A 15540-nucleotide genomic window follows, 5' to 3' on the forward strand; every position below is an offset into this window, starting at 1 on the left:
CGGCCGGGCAGGACGTGCACGGCGAGGTCGGTGTGGACCAGAGCGCCCTGGGCGATCGCCGGGGCGTTGGTGATCACCGGACCGCGGCGCCGGGCCAGGTGGGGGAGCAGCTCCGCCGTGGTGGTGCCGGCGTCGAGCAGCACGGCGGCCGCAGGATCGCTCGGCAGCAGGGCTGCGGCGGCGAGGGCGATCCGGCGCTTGGTCTCGATGTTCGTCACCCGGCGGGAGGCCAGATCCGGTTCGACCTCCGCGCTGCGGCGGGGGACGGCACCGCCGTGGACGCGCACCAGCTGGCCCTGGTCGGCGAGCTGATCGAGGTCCCGACGGATGGTCTCGGTGGCCACCTCGAACTCTGCGGCCAGATCGGTGACCGTGACTCGTCCGGTGCGGGAGAGTGCATCGAGGATCTGGCGCTGGCGCTCTCTGGCGTACATCGGCTCACCTGCCTCATCGAAGGAGCGGACGCGGTCGTGGAGCTCTCGGCCGGGTGCCGGGTGCTCGGGAGACGCCGCGATGACCGGAACACTACCCACATAAGCCACAGAAAACAATAGTGGGAGCATGTGGGTTTTATGGAGTGGCGTCGGCATCGCTGCGCGGGCCGAGGCTGAGGCGTGGGCCATCGTCGCGCCTCTCGAGACTCGTCAGCGGCGCGTCGGCCGTTACCATCGGAGCACTCTGCGAGCCCCCGCACCCCAGGAGAGAAGAGCACCGATGTCCCAGGCCTTTCACGCCGACTCGTCCGACCTCGTGACCAAGGAGGTGCTGACCTGGGACCTGTTCGGGACCGCGTCGCGGGAGCTCGCGCAGTCGATCGCCGACTCGGACTTCGACCCCGAGATCATCATCGCCGTGGCGCGCGGCGGTCTGCTGCCGGCCGGCTCCCTCTCCTATGCGCTGGGGCTCAAGCTCGCCGATGCGATCAACGTCGAGTTCTACACCGACGTCCACGAGACCCTGCCGGATCCCGTGCTGCTGGCCCCGATGCTCGACACCGAGTCCATCCAGGGCAAGCGTCTGCTGGTCGTCGACGACGTCGCCGACTCCGGGCGCACTCTCGCGCTCGTGCTCGAGCTGCTGCGTGAGATGGGCGCCGACGCCCGCAGCGCCGTGCTGTACTCGAAGTCCGCCTCGGTGGTCTCGCCCGATTTCGTCTGGCGCCGCACCGACGAGTGGATCGTCTTCCCCTGGTCCGCCGAGCCGCCGGTCACCCCCGCGGCCGACGCCCAGGGCTGACTGCGGCCGACGTCCAGGGCTGATCGCAGCCGTCGCTCAGCACCGACCGCAGCCGTCGCTCAGCACCGACCGCGGCCGACGCCGCGGAGGGAGCGCCTCGTCGGTCGAGGCTCGTGTCGCCCGCAACGGGAGAGGACGGCAGATACCGCACGGAGAAGGCGGTCGCCCCGAGAGGATTCTCGGAGCGACCGCCGTCGTCGTGCGTGGCCCGTGGGCCGTCAGTGCGTCGGAGGCGTGCTCCGGGGCCGCTCCGCGCCGTCGGCGACGGCGTGCTCGTCCTGCTCGTCCTCCTCGTCACCGTGGTGGCCGAAGGGCAGGAAGTGCATGATCACGGCGACGATGCCGCCGACGATCAGGCCGAGCACGAAGGAGAAGAAGGTGTTGATCAGCCAGGCGAGCACGCCGCCGATGCCGGCGACGCCGACGACGAGGCCCTCGAGGTGGTGGACGAACCCGTAGGGCTGGGCGAGGCCGAGGTCATGGGTCCCCACCAGCAGGATGTGGCCGCCCACCCACAGCATGGCGACCATGCCCACGTAGCTGATGATGGTCATGACCTTCGGCATCGCGCGGACCAGGCCATTGCCGAACTTCTGCTTGAACTCCGAGTCCTCGTCGGCCGCCATCGCGAGGCCCACGTCATCCATCTTCACCAGGATGCCGACGGCGCCGTAGACCAGCACGGTGATGCCGATCGCGACCACGAGGAGCACCGCGGCGCGGGTCCACAGGGAGTCGGCTTCGATCGAGTTCAGGGAGATGACCATGATCTCCGCGGAGAGGATCAGGTCGGTGCGCACCGCGCTCGAGACGATCTTGTCCTCGGCGTCGGCGCCCTTGTCGGTGGCCGGCTTCTTCGGCTTGGGCTTGCCGCTGACCAGCTCCCAGATCTTCTCCGCGCCCTCGAAGCTCAGGTAGAGACCGCCGAGCATGAGCAGCGGGGTCAGCGCCCAGGGCGCGAACACGCTCAGCAGCAGCAGGATCGGCAGGATGAAGACCAGCTTGTTGCGGAAGGAGCCCTTGGTGATCCGCCAGATGATCGGCAGCTCGCGCTTCGGCTTCAGCCCCTTGACGTACTGCGGGGTCACCGCGGCGTCATCGATCACCACGCCCATGGCCTTGGAGCTCGCCTTGACGGAGGCGGCCGCCACGTCATCGGCGCTGGCAGCGGCCAGGCGGGCGAGTGCGGCGACGTCATCGAGCAGTGCGGCGAGTCCACCGGCCATGCTTGGGTTCCTTCCCCCGAGGAGCGGGTCGCGGACGCGCGACCCGGGCCAGGATATCGGCGTCGGCGGCTGCTGCGCGGACGCCCGGGGATCCACCAGGAGCGAATTCGACCGGTCCGGCCTCGACGCGGCGTCGCCACGGTGACAGGGTGGACCCATGGATATTGCACTCATCGGAGGACATGGCAAGGTCGCGCTGCTCGCGGCACCGCTTCTCGTGGAGGCCGGTCACACGGTCCACGCAGTGATCCGCAACCCCGATCACGCCGCGGAGGTCGAGGCGACCGGCGCACAGGCGGTGCTCAGCGACATCGAGACCCTCGACGCCGGGGGCTGGGACGAGCTGCTGCGCGGCAAGGATGCGGTCGTCTGGGCGGCCGGCGCCGGCGGCGGGAACCCGGCGCGCACCGTCGCCGTCGACCAGGACGCGGCGATCGCGTCGATGGACGCCGCACAGCGGGTCGGCGCGATGCGCTACGTGATGGTCAGCTATTTCGGCGCGAGCCTGGACCACGGGATCCCGGACTCGGAGCCCTTCCACGCCTACGCGGAGTCCAAGGCCCAGGCCGACGCCCACCTGCAGCGGACCGAGCTGTCCTGGACGATCCTCGGCCCCTCGGGGCTCACCCTCGAGGAGCCGACGGGACGGATCGACCTCGATGCCGCCGAGAGCGGCACCGTCTCCCGCGGCAACGTGGCGCGCACCATCGTCGCCGCCCTCGGCCATCCCGGGACCGCCGGGAAGTTCCTGCAGTACAACGACGGTGAGCAGGAGATCGGCGCGGCCTTCGGTGCCGTGAGCTGACTCAGCGAGCAGGACCCGCCGCGGGAGGACCTCGACTGCCCGGTGCAGTCGGGGTCCTCCCGCGTCGGTGCGCGGAACCGAATCCAGAATCCGGTGCGGGAGGCCGGTCAGGAGGACGAGGAGCAGCAGTGGACAGTGCACGTCGTTGGGGCGGGATCGTCGCCCTCGCGGCCGGGATCTTCGTGCTCATCACCATTGAGGAGCTGCCCATCGGGGTGCTCAGCGTGATGGCACCGGATCTCGGGGTGAGCGAGGGCATGGCAGGCCTCTCGGTGACGGTGCCCGGGGTGCTCGCAGGCGTCGTCGCCGTCGTCACCCCGGTGCTGGTGCGGGGGATGGACCGCCGTCTTGTGCTCGTCCTCGCCCTCGCCGCCGTGGTCGTCTCCAGCGCGCTGAGCGTCGTCGCTCCGAACTTCGCGGTGCTCCTGGTCGCGCGACTCTTCGCCGGGGTCTCGATCGGCCTGTACTGGGCGGTGATGGCGATCGTCGCCCTCGGCCAGGCCCCGAAGGAGCACGCCGCCCGGGCCCTGACCGTCGCCTTCAGCGGCGCCGGGGCCGCGCTCGTGCTGGGTGTGCCGGTCGCCGCCTGGATCGGTGCCCACGTGGGGTGGCGGGCCGCCTTCGGGATCGTCGGTGCGCTCGCGGCGGTCGTGGCCCTGCTGATCCTCGTGCTGGTGAGGCCGGTGCGCTCGCCCGTGAACGTCACGCCGGCGATGATGCTCGTCGCGGCCCGGGCCCGTGGGGTGCGCTATGCGGTGGCGCTCACCGTCCTGGTGGTGGTCGCGCAGTTCATCACCTACTCCTACGTCAGTCCCCTCCTGCTGGAGCGGGCGGAGGTGCCGGTGACCGACGTGGGGATGATGCTCCTGGCCTACGGTATCGCCGGGCTGATCGGCAACTTCGCCATCGCCCCGCTGCTGCGCCGCAGCGCCGCCTGGGGCGTGCTGGTGGTCTCCGTGGGAGTGGCGATGTCGCTGCTGGCCGTGCACCTGCTGATGGACAGCCCGGCCGCGGCGCTGGCGATCATGCCGATGTGGGGGCTGTTCGTCGGGGCGATCTCGGTGGCCATCCAGGCCTTCGTGGGCGCCGAGGCGGGCGACGTCCTCGAGGAGGGGACCGCGCTGAACAGCGCGACCTTCAACGTCTCGATCGCCCTGGGTGCGCTGGTGGGCGGCCTGATCATCGACCGCGCGGGTCAGGGAGCGCTGATCCTCACTTCGACCGCGATGGTGACCGCCGGAGCGCTCGTGGCCGCGAACTACCTGCGCACCGCCCGGCGTCGAGGCCGACGAACGGCCCCCGCCGACTGACCTCTCCCGCCGGCCGACGGCGGGCACTGCGAGCGGTCCCGCCCCCGGAGCCGCACCGCGGCGTGCACGGACCCGCTCAGCCCGTGACCCGGAAGGAGTCCGCTCCGCGAGGGGTCTCCCGGCGCACGTCGATGCCCTCGACCCGGGCACCGGCCGGTCCCTGCCGGAGGTGCTCGATCATCGATTCCACAGCCTCCCGCGCACCTTCCACATCAACTTCGACGGTGCCGTCGAGCAGATTGCGCACCGTGCCGCCGACGCCGAGCCGGGACGCCGCCGCGGCGGCATCCATCCGGAAGCCGACCCCCTGGACCCGGCCCCGGACGCGCACGATCCGTCGTACGGGCCCGGTGGCCTCTGCCTCCCCAGCAGTCATCTCCGCTCCTTCCCGGCGAGGTGCTGCCCCGCCGTCTCATCGCGCGGTCGTCGACCCGAGCGTAGCGGTGAGCCTCCACGGGACCGATTCCCGGAGCGGGACCTCCTCTCACCGAGAAAATGCCTGGACCCCGGGGCGATGACGATGGTGGGATCCGGCCATGGTGACGACCCTGACCACTCCGGCCCCCGAGCAGCTCGAGGCCGTGACCCGGACCCTGCGCACCTGGCATCGTGCAGAGGGTCCCTTCCACCTCCACCCCGGGGACCTCGGCTGGCACCACCTGCGCGGGGCCGAGCACACGGCGCGGAACCTGCGGCTGTTCCTCCGTGAGGACCGCCTGATCGCCCTCGGCCTGCTGGACGGCCCGGACCTGGTGCGCACCGCCGTGGACCCCGCCCTCACCACCGACGAGGAGCTCGCAGGCGCCATGGCCGAGACCCTCTGCGATCCCGGGCACGGCGTCCTGCCGGAGGGGCAGGCCCTCGTCGAAGCGCACTCCGCCATCCGCCTGCGCACCGAGCTGCTGCGGCGGGGCTGGAGCGAGGGAGCCCCGTGGGTGCCGCTGCGCCGCGATCTGACGGATCCTGTCGAACCCGGGGAGCTCGCCGTCGACCAGGTCGGTGCCGAGACGATCGCTGAGTACACCGCCGTGCACCGCTCCGCCTTCGACAGCACCGGCGTGAGCGATGAGCGCTTCCGCACCATGACCACCTCCCCGGCCCACCGCGACGCCGTCTCCCTGCTGGGTCGCGACCACCACGGAGAGGCGGTCGCGGTGGTCACCGTCTGGTCCGCCGGCGTCGGGCGCCCCGGACTGATCGAGCCGATGGGAGTGCGCGCGGAGCACCGCGGTCGCGGCCACGGACGGGCGATCTGCCGTGCCGCCGCCGCGCAGCTGCGCACCATGGGATCCTCGAGCGCGCTGGTGTGCACCCCTCGGTCGCAGCCCGGCGCGGTGGAGACCTATGTCGCGGCCGGTTTCACCCGCCTGCCCGACGTCCCGGACCTGCAGCGGCTCGCGACCGTCTGAGTCGCCTCCCGGCAGCCGGCCTCACGCGTTGTCGCCGCCGGTGTCGGCCATCTCGGTCCCGTCCCCGCCGTCTCCCCACTGCCACTGGGTGATCTCCGCGACGTCCTCGCCGTGCTCGTAGGCGTAGGCGCGGGCCCGGATCCGGGTGTCCTCCATCCGCTGTCGCAGCCCGGCGTACCGGGTGCCCAGGCCCTCCACCCGGTCGATCACGTCCATGACCAGGTGGTAGCGGTCAGCGTCATTGAGCATCAGCATGTCGAAGGGAGTGGTGGTGGTGCCCTCCTCCTTGTAGCCGCGCACATGGATCCGGGAGCGGGGATCGTGCCGGTAGGCGAGGCGGTGGATGAGCCAGGGATAGCCGTGGTAGGCGAAGACCACCGGGATGTCCTGGCCGAAGTACCCGTCGAACGCCCGCCGCGAGAGGCCGTGCGGATGCTCGGTGTCGTCCTGCAGGCGCATCAGATCCACCACGTTGACCACTCGGACCCGGAGGTCCGGGATCTCCGTGCGCAGGATCTTCGCTGCGCCGAGCACCTCGATGGTCGGGATGTCCCCGGCGCAGGCGAGCACCACCTCGGGCTCCTCGCCGGGCTCCTCGGTGCCTGCCCAGTCCCAGATCCCGAGGCCCCGGGTGCAATGGGCGATCGCCTCGTCCATTTCCAGCCAGGTGGGGCCCGGCTGCTTCCCGGCGACCACCACGTTCACGTACTGCCGCGAACGCAGGCAGTGGTCGTAGGTGGCCAGCAGGGTGTTCGCATCCGGCGGGAGGTAGACCCGCACGATCTCGGCCTTCTTGTTGACCATGTGATCGATGAAGCCCGGATCCTGGTGTGAGAATCCGTTGTGGTCCTGGCGCCACACGTGGGAGCTCAGCAGGTAGTTCAGCGAGGCGAGCGGACGGCGCCACTCGAGCTCGTTCGTGACCTTCAGCCACTTGGCGTGCTGGTTGACCATCGAGTCGACGATGTGGATGAACGCCTCGTAGGAGGAGAACACGCCGTGGCGGCCGGTGAGCAGATAGCCCTCGAGCCATCCCTGGCACTGGTGCTCGGAGAGCACCTCCATCACGCGGCCGGCGCGGGCGAGGTGCTCGGAGCGGTCGTGCTCCTCGAAGTCCGCGTTCCACTGCTTGTCGGTGACCTCGTAGACGGACTGCAGGCGGTTCGAAGCGGTCTCGTCGGGCCCGAAGATCCGGAAGTTCTGCGGGTTGTCCCGGATCACGTCCCGCAGCCAGGTGCCGAGCACCGTCGTCGCCTCCGCGACGGCGCCGCCCGGTCCGGAGATCTCCACCGCGTAGTCGCGGACGTCCGGCAGACGCAGCGGGATGAGCACGGAGCCTCCGTTGGTGGAGGGGTTCGCGGACATCCGCAGCGTCCCCGCGGGAGCGGTCGCGGCGATCTCCTCCTCGAGCCGTCCCTGCGCGTCGAACAGCTCCTCGGGACGGTAGGACCGCAACCAGGAGTCGAGCTCCGCGAGGTGCTCGTCGGTGTCGCGGGCGCTGGCCAGCGGCACCTGGTGGGAGCGCCATGAGCCCTCGGCCTGCTGGCCGTCGATCTCCTTCGGCCCGGTCCAGCCCTTCGGGGTGCGGAAGACGATCATCGGCCACGCCGGGCGCTCGCTCTCGCGCCCGGCCTCCGCGTCCTCGGCCGCCCGCTGCGTGATCTCGGCGATCTGGTCGAGGGCCCGGTCGAGCACCTCCGCGAAGCGGCGATGCGTCTCCAGGCGGTCCTCGTCCTCGACGCCGCCGGTGAAGAACAGCGGCGTGTGCCCGTAACCGCGCAGGAGCGCCTCGAGCTCGTCCTCTCCGATCCGTGCCAGCACCGTGGGGTTGGCGATCTTGTACCCGTTGAGGTGCAGGATCGGCAGCACCACCCCGTCCTGCTGCGGATTGACGAACTTGTTCGAGTGCCAGGAGGTGGCCAGCGGACCGGTCTCCGCCTCCCCGTCACCGACCACCGCGAAGGCGATCTGGTCGGGGCTGTCGAACATCGCTCCGTAGGCATGGGAGAGCGCGTAGCCGAGCTCCCCGCCCTCGTGGATCGACCCGGGGGTCTCGGGGGCGACGTGCGAGGGGATCCCGCCGGGGAAGGAGAACTGCGTGAACAGACGCTTCAGCCCGGCCTCGTCCTGGCTCACAGCGGGATACACCTCGGAGTACGTGCCCTCGAGGTAGGACGCGGCGACCAGCCCGGGCCCGCCGTGGCCGGGGCCGGTGATGTACATGGCGTTCAGCCCGCGCTCGCGGATCGCCCGGTTGGCGTGCGCGTAGAGGAATGTCAGTCCCGGTGTGGTGCCCCAGTGGCCGAGCAGGCGAGGTTTGACGTCCTCTCGCTGCAGCGGCCGGCGCAGGAGCGGATTGTCCTTGAGGAAGATCTGGCCGACGGACAGGTAGTTCGCCGCCCGCCACCAGGAGTCGATCGCACGGAGCGTGGCCTCGGAGGGCGTCTCGGCGGGGGAGTTCGGCCGGCGGACAGTCATGGGCATGGAGCCTTCCGTGGAACGGGACGACTGCAGGGACCTCTGCAGTGCGACACGTTCACCGTAGGTCCTGGGTCGGTCGGCGTGAAGGGATCTCCGGTGTCGCCCGACCGAACGGTTCCTGCGGCAGCGGCGACACCGGTGAGGCGGGGATGAGAGTCTTCTCAGCATGGCCGCAGCACCCGATCGCACCCCTAGCCTGGGGGTGTCCCGCAGACAGGGGACCGCACCGCCTGCCGGCGGTGGTCCCCGCCGAGGAGAAGGTGGCCCGCCATGACCCGTACGACACTCCGTGCCCGCACCGCACGTCCCGCCGGTTCCCCGACGCGCACCGTTCGCGCGGCGGCGGTCGGCGCGGTGGTCCTCGCTCTCGCCGCCGGCTGCGGCGGTGGCGGCCAGGGAGAGGACGGCGATGCCCCCGCCGATGATCCTGCCCCGGTGAGCGACGGCGGCGGAACTGAGGAAGACGGTGCCGCGGGAGACGACGCCGCGGCGAGCGACGACGCCGCGGCGAGCGACGGTGGCGGCGCCGACCCCGCGGCGAGCGATGGCGGCGGCGATGCCGGCCAGGAGGGCTCCGCGGGGGCCGCGCTGCCCGAGGACGCGGACCTCGCCACCGAGGAGCTGCCGATCACCGCCGAGCGCGCTGTCGAGATCGCCACCGAGACGGTCGGCGGCGGGGACCTGGTGCAGATCGAGATCGATCACGACGACCGCACCTGGGAGTGGGAGCTCGAGCTCGTCGAGAACGGCACCCAGCACGAGCTCGACATCGACGCCACCACCGGCGAGGTCACCGAGCACGACACCGACGATGACGACGACCAGGACCCCGCGGTCGACGTGACCGCGCCGATGGCCTACGACGAGGCGATCGAGATCGCCCTCGGCGAGGAGCCCGGTCGCGTCAACGGCTGGAGCCTGGACTCCGATGACGGCACCGTCCGCTACCAGATCGACATCGACCGCACCGACGGTGGAGACGTCGAGGTGGAGGTCGACGTCGAGACCGGTGACGTGCGCGTCGACGACTGATCCCGGCACCTGATCCCGGCATGACGACGGCCCGCCCGCCGACGAGGGCCGAACGCCCGCCGACGAGGGCTGAGCGCCCGCCGGTCATTCCTCAGCGCGCGGCGATCACCGGGTCGCCGGACTCATCGCGGTGCATGACCTGACGACCGCCCTGCCACACTCGCAGCGTCCGATTCCGCACGTCCAGCGGATCGCCCTCCCACAGCACCAGGTCCGCGTCCTTGCCAGGAGCGAGGGAGCCGAGCCGATCGGCGATCCCGAGGACCTCTGCGGGGTTCAGCGTGATCGCGCGCAGCGCGTCGGCCGGCGCCATGCCGTGCTTGACGGCGAGCGCGGCCTGATCGATGAGGAACTCGATCGGCACCACCGGATGATCCGTGATGATCGAGACCTTCACCCCAGCCGCAGTGAGCAGGCCGGGTGCTCTCGGGGTTCGGTGGCGCACCTCGACCTTGGAGCGCGAGACGATCAGCGGGCCGTAGAGCACCGGCACTCCGGCCGCGGCGATCCGGTCCGCGATCAGATACGCCTCCGTCCCATGGTCGAGCACCAGCTCATACCCGAACTCCTCCGCGATCCGCAGAGCGGTGGCGATGTCGTCGGCCCGATGGGAGTGCTGGCGCCAGGGGATCTCGCGCTCGAGCACCCGGCACAGCGCCTCGGAGACCAGATCGGCCTCGCGCTCCTCGACGGGCTTCGCGGCCCACGCGCGCGCCGTCGCGAAAGCCTGGCGGATGGTGAGGGCCACCCCGAGACGGGTCGAAGGGGTCTTCTTCTGCTCGCCGTAGACGCGCTTGGGGTTCTCGCCGAGCGCGGCCTTCAGCCCGGAGGGACTGCGCAGCACCATGTCGTCGACCACCCGGCCGTGGGTGCGGATCGCGACGGCGAGGCCGCCGATCGGGTTGCCGGAGCCGGGATTGACGTTGACTGCCGTGATCCCGCCGATGATCGCGTCGTCGAAGCCGATCTCCACGGGGTTGATCGCATCGAGGGCGCGAGCTGCGGCCATCACCGGATCCGTCATCTCGTTGGTGTCCTGACCGGCCCATCCCTCGCCCTCCTCGGCGACTCCGAGGTGCACGTGGGCGTCGATGAATCCCGGCAGCAGCCAGCCACCGGCCGCATCGACGACCTCCGCCTCCGCCGGGACCTGCACCTCGGGACCGAGCTCGCTGAGGCGGCCGTCGCACAGCAGCACGGTGCCGTCGAAGGGCTCGCCCTCGATGGGGACGACATGGGCATGGGTGATGGCGGTGAGAGTCATGCCATGACGGTCCGCCGACCGACCGGTGGAGTCAAGTCGACCGCTGCAGCAGTGCGTGCCGGCGGAGCTCTGTCCAGGAAGTCGCGGACGCCGCCGAGGTGCCCGGGCTACCCTGCCACCATGTCGAAGACGTCGAAGCAGAGCAGCGGGGACGATCCCCGGCCCACGGGATTCCCGATCGAGTCCGGATGGACCGGGGAGGTCACCGACCTCGACCCCCGCGCCACCCCCGGCTTCGAAGGGAAGAAGGCCGACGGGAAGGAGCTGCTCGCGGCACGCGACAGCGCACTCGACGAGCTCCAGGAACGGCTCTATGCCGCTCACCACGGCCGGGAGGACGGTCGTTCCGTGCTGCTGGTCGTGCAGGGCATGGACACCTCGGGCAAGGGCGGGATCATGCGCCACGTGGTGGGGGACGTGGACCCGCAGGGAGTGGACATCGCCGCCTTCAAGGCCCCCACCCCGGCGGAGAAGCGCCACGACTTCCTGTGGCGGATCCGCAAGCGCGTCCCCGCCCCCGGGATCATCGGCGTCTTCGATCGCTCCCACTACGAGGACGTGCTGATCCACCGGGTGCACGGCTGGGCGGACGCACAGGAGATCCGCGCCAGGTACACCGCCATCAACGCCTTCGAGCGTGAGCTCGCCGAGGCCGGTACGACCATCGTGAAGGTCATGCTCCACATCTCCCGCCAGGAGCAGGGAGAGCGGCTGATGGAGCGGCTCGAACGGCCGGACAAGCACTGGAAGTTCAACCCCGGCGACGTCGACGAGCGCCAGCACTGGGACAGCTACATGGAGGCGTACACGCGGGCGCTGCGCGCCACCTCGACCGTGGGCGCCCCCTGGGCCGTGGTCCCGGCGGACCGCAAGTGGTACGCCCGGATCGCGGTGCAGCAGCTGCTGCTCGACGCGCTCGAGGGCATCGACCCGCAGTGGCCGGAAGCGGACTTCGACGTCGAGGAGCAGATCGGTCGCCTGGCCGGGACCATGGACTGATCACGGGCTGCCAGGGACCGGCTTGTCCCGTTCAGCTCAGAGGATGATGATGGGGCCATGGCTTCGATCACCTTCAAGAACACCCCCATCACCACCGTCGGCGAGCTGCCCGCGAAGGGGTCGGCGCTGCCGGCCTTCGAACTCGTGGGGCAGGACCTCGCACCGGTCTCGAGCGCAGACCTCGCCGGCAAGCGCGTGGTGCTGAACATCTTCCCCTCACTGGACACCGGCACCTGCGCGATGAGCGTGCGGAAGTTCAACGAGCTCGCCGCGAGCTTCGAGAACTCCGTCGTCGTCTGCGCCTCGAAGGACCTCCCCTTCGCGCAGGCGCGCTTCTGCGGCGCCGAGGGCCTCGAGAACGTCGTCACCGGCTCCGCCTTCCGCTCCTCCTTCGGGGAGGACCTCGGCGTGACCATGGAGGACGGGCCGCTGGCCGGGCTGCTCTCCCGCGCCGTGATCATCACCGACGAGAACGGCACGGTCCTCTACACCGAGCAGGTCGCTGAGGTCTCCGAGGAGCCCGACTACGAGGCGGCGCAGGCCGCTCTCGCCTGACCGCTCCGGCCGACGGATCCCGTCCGGCACCCCTCGCCCGACCTCAGGGCCCGGCCCGCCCTTCGGCGCGGACCGGGCCCTGCCTGCTCCACCACAGGAAGGATCTGATCATGACCGCACTCGAGATCATCCTGGAACGCGTCTACGACGTGCTCGACGACGGCGGCTCCGGTGCCCACGAGCACCGGGTGCTGGTGGATCGGCTGTGGCCGCGGGGCATCACGAAGGAACGGCTCGACCACGACGACTGGGACAAGGACGTCGCCCCCAGCTCCGAGCTGCGCAGCGCCTTCCACGGCGGCGAGCTCGGATTCGAGGAGTTCTCCGACCGGTACCGCCACGAGCTCGAGGAGAGCGATGCCCCGCAGGCGCTGCTGGATCGGGCCCGCGAGGCCGGGGCGAAGACCGTCGTGCTGCTGTTCGCCGCGAAGGACACCGAGCACCACCACGCCCAGGTGCTGCAGAGAGCACTCCAGGACCTGACGGGCTGAGGCCGGTCCGCGCGGTCGCCTCTGGTGCGGGCGACGTGCCCCGGGGGCGCCTCGTCGGTAGACGGCTCGTCGGCAGGCGTCTGGCCCCCAGACGCCTCGTCCGCGCCGGCGCGGACGTCCGCCCAGCGGTCCGGCCGGAGCAGTAGGGTCGTCGGTCGTGGAACCCCTCTCGCTCGTCGTCCTGCTCGTGATGGGCACTGTCGCCGGCGCCATCAACGCGGCCGTCGGCTCAGGCTCGCTGCTCACCCTCCCGGTGCTGATGGCGATCGGGATCCCTCCGGGCGTCGCGGTGCGCACCAATACCGTCGGCATGCTGTTCTCGACGATCGGCTCGGTGCTCGGGTACCGCCGCGAGATCGCCTCCGAGAAGCACGAGCTGCCGCCGCTGGTGATCACCGCGGCCGTGGGCTCGACCGCCGGCGCCCTGCTGCTGCTGGTCTCCCCGGCGTCCACGCTCGAGGTCGTCGTCCCCGTTCTGATCGTCGTCGCGCTGGCGATGGTGGTCTTCCAGAAACGGCTCACCGCCGCGCTGCGAGCCCGGGCCGAACGGAGGGCTCGACGCGGCCCGGAAGCGGCGCGGCCTGCCACCCCGGAGGCCGGAGGCAGCCCGCTCCGCTCGCCGGCACTGGTCGGTTCGATCGGTGCCGCCTCGATCTACGGCGGCTACTTCACCGCCGCGCAGGGGATCCTCTACCTCGGGATCCTGGGCACCTTCACCGGACGCTCGATGGGTTCGGTCAACAGCGTGAAGAACCTGCTGAGCCTGGTGGTGAACCTCGCCGCGGCGGTCATCTACGTGATCGCCCACTTCGTGGTCGGGGCGGAGATCGTCTGGCTCGCCACTGCGGCGATCGCTCTCGGTGCCCTGCTCGGCGGGTACTTCGGCGCACACCTGGCCAAGAAGATGCCCGAGTGGCTGCTGCGCGGCGTGATCGTCGTGGTCGCTCTCGTCGCCCTGGTCCGTCAGGTGCTCTGAGCCGCTCTGCGGACCTGCCCGTGAGGAGCAGACTGCCGGATCCGGCAGCGCATCGGGACCGGGCTCCGCGCATCGCGACGCCAGGGGAGCCCGGCCCCGCACCGGACCGAGGTCAGCGGAGGAACGGCAGGACGTGCTCGAGCACCGCGTCGGGCGGGAACAGGGTGGCGCCGTGGTCCCGGCCCGGCAGTGGGACGAACTCCGCATCCGGCATCCGGGCGGCCGCCTCCTGCGAGTCCTCGTACCGGGGATGATCCTCGGTCCCTGCCATCCACAGGGCCGGCACCGTGCACTCCGCGAGCGCGTCGTCCGGGACTGCGGGGGTGGCATCGGTAGCGCTCAGCAGGGCTGCGATCGCCTGTTGATCCGCAGCGAGGAAGGCGGTGCGGGTGGCCCGTGCCCGCCGCGAGGTGACTTCCGGGCCCAGGCCCTGACCGGCGCAGAACGCTTCCATGCCTTCCTCTCGCACCGCCCCGATGACGCCGGGGAAGAACACGGAGTCGACCTGCCCCTGCTGGGCGGAGGCGGAGCCGCCGAGGCTCACCAGGCGCGTCACCCGTCCCGGATGCGCGAGCGCCGCGCTCAGCGCGATGCGAGCGCCCAGGGAGTAGCCCAGCAGCGCCGTGCAGCCGATCCCCTCGGCGTCGAGCACGGCCAGCAGATCCGCGACCAGCACGTCCTGCGCATAGGCGGCCGGGTCGTGCGGTGCGCCGGAGCGTCCGTGACCGCGGATATCCAGACGGATGACGGTGTGCTCGGCGGCGAGCGGCTCGAGGTAGCCCAGTCCCCGCCAGATCGCCCGCGACAGCACCGAGCCGTGCAGCAGCACCAGCGCCGGACCAGAGCCGGAGACGTCATAGCGCAGGTCGACTCCGTCGACGGGGGAGGGGATGACGGGCACGTCGGGCCTTTCGGGGCGAGGGGGCTGCTGGGCCCAGAGTACGCAGAACGCCGGCCCGGTCCGCGCAGTGCGGTTCGGGCCGACGTCGGCGCGGGATCAGGGGATCAGCGCACTCACAGCGCGGCGGAGATCTCCTCGAGGATGCGGTTGAAGGTCGCCGACGGGCGCATCACCGCGGCGGTCTTCTCCGGGTCCGGGCGGTAGTAGCCGCCGATGTCAGCGGGCTTGCCCTGCACCGCGAGCAGCTCCTCGGCGATGGTCTTCTCGCCGTCGGTGAGCTGCTTCGCGATCGGACCGAACGCCGCGGCGAGCTCGGTGTCCTCGCTCTGCTGAGCCAGCTCCTGAGCCCAGTGCAGCGCGAGGTAGAAGTGGCTGCCGCGGTTGTCGATCGAGCCGAGCTTGCGCTGGGGGGACCTGCCCTCGTTCAGCAGGGTCTCGGTGGCGCGATCCAGAGCATCGGCGAGCACGGCGGCGCGCGGGTTGTCCGCCGTGCGGGCGAGGTGACGCAGCGACTCGGCCAGGGCGAGGAACTCCCCGAGGGAGTCCCAGCGCAGGTAGTCCTCCTCGATGAGCTGCTGGACGTGCTTCGGGGCGGAGCCGCCGGCGCCGGTCTCGAACAGGCCGCCGCCGTTCATGAGCGGGACCACCGAGAGCATCTTGGCGCTGGTGCCCAGCTCCATGATCGGGAACAGGTCGGTGAGGTAGTCGCGCAATACGTTGCCGGTGACCGAGATCGTGTCCTGGCCATTGCGGATGCGCTCGAGCGAGAACTTCGTGGCCGCCACCGGATCGAGGATGCGGATGTCGAGGCCCGCGGTGTCGTGGCCCTTCAGGTAGCGCTCGACCAGGGCGATC

16 protein-coding genes are annotated in these 15540 nt (G+C 71.0%); 9 read left to right on the plus strand and 7 right to left on the minus strand.

Annotated features, from left to right (window positions below):
* The coding region (locus VF289_RS04385) for a DeoR/GlpR family DNA-binding transcription regulator (protein ID WP_330881465.1) at positions 1–434 on the minus strand (434 nt) is incomplete at its 3' end.
* 280 nt (positions 435–714) lie between these two features.
* Here VF289_RS04385 and VF289_RS04390 point away from each other — a divergent pair.
* Positions 715–1236, plus strand: a complete 522-nt coding sequence (locus tag VF289_RS04390) for a phosphoribosyltransferase (RefSeq protein WP_330881467.1) — start codon at positions 715–717, stop codon at positions 1234–1236.
* Positions 1237–1454: 218 nt separating this feature from the next.
* Here VF289_RS04390 and VF289_RS04395 read toward each other — a convergent pair whose 3' ends face one another.
* Entirely contained in the window at positions 1455–2462 is a 1008-nt protein-coding gene (locus VF289_RS04395; protein ID WP_330881469.1) for a DUF808 domain-containing protein, read from the minus strand.
* Between the two features lie 157 nt (positions 2463–2619).
* Here VF289_RS04395 and VF289_RS04400 point away from each other — a divergent pair, with 157 nt between their 5' ends.
* Together VF289_RS04400 and VF289_RS04405 are read left to right on the plus strand one after the other, a co-directional pair.
* A complete protein-coding gene (locus VF289_RS04400) occupies positions 2620–3267 on the plus strand; it encodes an NAD(P)H-binding protein (RefSeq protein ID WP_330881471.1) in 648 nt (215 codons plus the stop codon).
* 128 nt (positions 3268–3395) lie between these two features.
* Entirely contained in the window at positions 3396–4577 is a 1182-nt protein-coding gene (locus tag VF289_RS04405) for an MFS transporter (RefSeq protein ID WP_330881472.1), read from the plus strand.
* Between the two features lie 76 nt (positions 4578–4653).
* Here VF289_RS04405 and VF289_RS04410 read toward each other — a convergent pair whose 3' ends face one another.
* The gene (locus VF289_RS04410; protein WP_330881473.1) at positions 4654–4953 is read right to left on the minus strand and encodes an acylphosphatase; all 300 of its coding nucleotides are present in this window, start codon (positions 4951–4953) and stop codon (positions 4654–4656) included.
* Positions 4954–5113: 160 nt separating this feature from the next.
* Between VF289_RS04410 and VF289_RS04415 the strand changes: the two genes are divergently transcribed.
* Positions 5114–5986: a GNAT family N-acetyltransferase gene (locus VF289_RS04415; protein WP_330881475.1), complete on the plus strand. Its 873-nt coding sequence runs from the start codon at positions 5114–5116 to the stop codon at positions 5984–5986.
* Between the two features lie 21 nt (positions 5987–6007).
* Here VF289_RS04415 and VF289_RS04420 read toward each other — a convergent pair whose 3' ends face one another.
* On the minus strand, positions 6008–8470 hold the full coding sequence (locus VF289_RS04420) for a phosphoketolase family protein (RefSeq protein WP_414644438.1): 2463 nt from the start codon (positions 8468–8470) through the stop codon (positions 6008–6010).
* Between the two features lie 267 nt (positions 8471–8737).
* Between VF289_RS04420 and VF289_RS04425 the strand changes: the two genes are divergently transcribed.
* Positions 8738–9499 (plus strand): PepSY domain-containing protein, encoded by a 762-nt coding sequence (locus tag VF289_RS04425; RefSeq protein ID WP_330881476.1) that lies wholly within the window; start codon positions 8738–8740, stop codon positions 9497–9499.
* Positions 9500–9590: 91 nt separating this feature from the next.
* On the opposite strand, the gene VF289_RS04430 is transcribed toward VF289_RS04425, so the two are convergent.
* A complete protein-coding gene (locus VF289_RS04430; protein WP_330881478.1) occupies positions 9591–10763 on the minus strand; it encodes an amidohydrolase in 1173 nt (390 codons plus the stop codon).
* 120 nt (positions 10764–10883) lie between these two features.
* Here VF289_RS04430 and VF289_RS04435 point away from each other — a divergent pair, with 120 nt between their 5' ends.
* From VF289_RS04435 to VF289_RS04450, 4 genes are all read left to right on the plus strand, one after another.
* The gene (locus VF289_RS04435; RefSeq protein ID WP_330881481.1) at positions 10884–11762 is read left to right on the plus strand and encodes a polyphosphate kinase 2 family protein; all 879 of its coding nucleotides are present in this window, start codon (positions 10884–10886) and stop codon (positions 11760–11762) included.
* A gap of 57 nt (positions 11763–11819) precedes the next feature.
* Positions 11820–12317: a thiol peroxidase gene (gene tpx / locus VF289_RS04440; protein ID WP_330881483.1), complete on the plus strand. Its 498-nt coding sequence runs from the start codon at positions 11820–11822 to the stop codon at positions 12315–12317.
* A gap of 110 nt (positions 12318–12427) precedes the next feature.
* Complete coding sequence (locus VF289_RS04445; protein WP_330881485.1) at positions 12428–12808, plus strand: DUF488 domain-containing protein; 381 nt, start codon at positions 12428–12430, stop codon at positions 12806–12808.
* Between the two features lie 157 nt (positions 12809–12965).
* Complete coding sequence (locus tag VF289_RS04450; RefSeq protein WP_330881487.1) at positions 12966–13784, plus strand: sulfite exporter TauE/SafE family protein; 819 nt, start codon at positions 12966–12968, stop codon at positions 13782–13784.
* A 112-nt stretch (positions 13785–13896) separates the two neighbouring features.
* On the opposite strand, the gene VF289_RS04455 is transcribed toward VF289_RS04450, so the two are convergent.
* Both VF289_RS04455 and VF289_RS04460 read right to left on the minus strand, forming a co-directional pair.
* Positions 13897–14685, minus strand: coding sequence for an alpha/beta fold hydrolase (locus VF289_RS04455; protein WP_330881489.1), 789 nt, complete (start codon positions 14683–14685; stop codon positions 13897–13899).
* Between the two features lie 113 nt (positions 14686–14798).
* Positions 14799–15540, minus strand: a 742-nt coding sequence (locus VF289_RS04460; RefSeq protein WP_330881491.1) for an NADP-dependent isocitrate dehydrogenase, incomplete at its 5' end; no start/stop codon positions are given.

Origin of the sequence: Brachybacterium sp. (assembly GCF_036379615.1) — a bacterium.
Taxonomy (GTDB): Bacteria; Actinomycetota; Actinomycetes; order Actinomycetales; family Dermabacteraceae; genus Brachybacterium.

Bases quoted from the DNA above. Each gene is read 5' to 3' on its own strand.
- VF289_RS04390 (WP_330881467.1), top strand. From the start codon at position 715: ATGTCCCAGGCCTTTCACGCCGACTCGTCCGACCTCGTGACCAAGGAG.
- VF289_RS04395 (WP_330881469.1), bottom strand. From the start codon at position 2,462: ATGGCCGGTGGACTCGCCGCACTGCTCGATGACGTCGCCGCACTCGCC.
- VF289_RS04400 (WP_330881471.1), top strand. From the start codon at position 2,620: ATGGATATTGCACTCATCGGAGGACATGGCAAGGTCGCGCTGCTCGCG.
- VF289_RS04410 (WP_330881473.1), bottom strand. From the start codon at position 4,953: ATGACTGCTGGGGAGGCAGAGGCCACCGGGCCCGTACGACGGATCGTG.
- VF289_RS04415 (WP_330881475.1), top strand. From the start codon at position 5,114: ATGGTGACGACCCTGACCACTCCGGCCCCCGAGCAGCTCGAGGCCGTG.
- VF289_RS04420 (WP_414644438.1), bottom strand. From the start codon at position 8,470: ATGCCCATGACTGTCCGCCGGCCGAACTCCCCCGCCGAGACGCCCTCC.
- VF289_RS04425 (WP_330881476.1), top strand. From the start codon at position 8,738: ATGACCCGTACGACACTCCGTGCCCGCACCGCACGTCCCGCCGGTTCC.
- VF289_RS04430 (WP_330881478.1), bottom strand. From the start codon at position 10,763: ATGACTCTCACCGCCATCACCCATGCCCATGTCGTCCCCATCGAGGGC.
- VF289_RS04435 (WP_330881481.1), top strand. From the start codon at position 10,884: ATGTCGAAGACGTCGAAGCAGAGCAGCGGGGACGATCCCCGGCCCACG.
- tpx (WP_330881483.1), top strand. From the start codon at position 11,820: ATGGCTTCGATCACCTTCAAGAACACCCCCATCACCACCGTCGGCGAG.
- VF289_RS04445 (WP_330881485.1), top strand. From the start codon at position 12,428: ATGACCGCACTCGAGATCATCCTGGAACGCGTCTACGACGTGCTCGAC.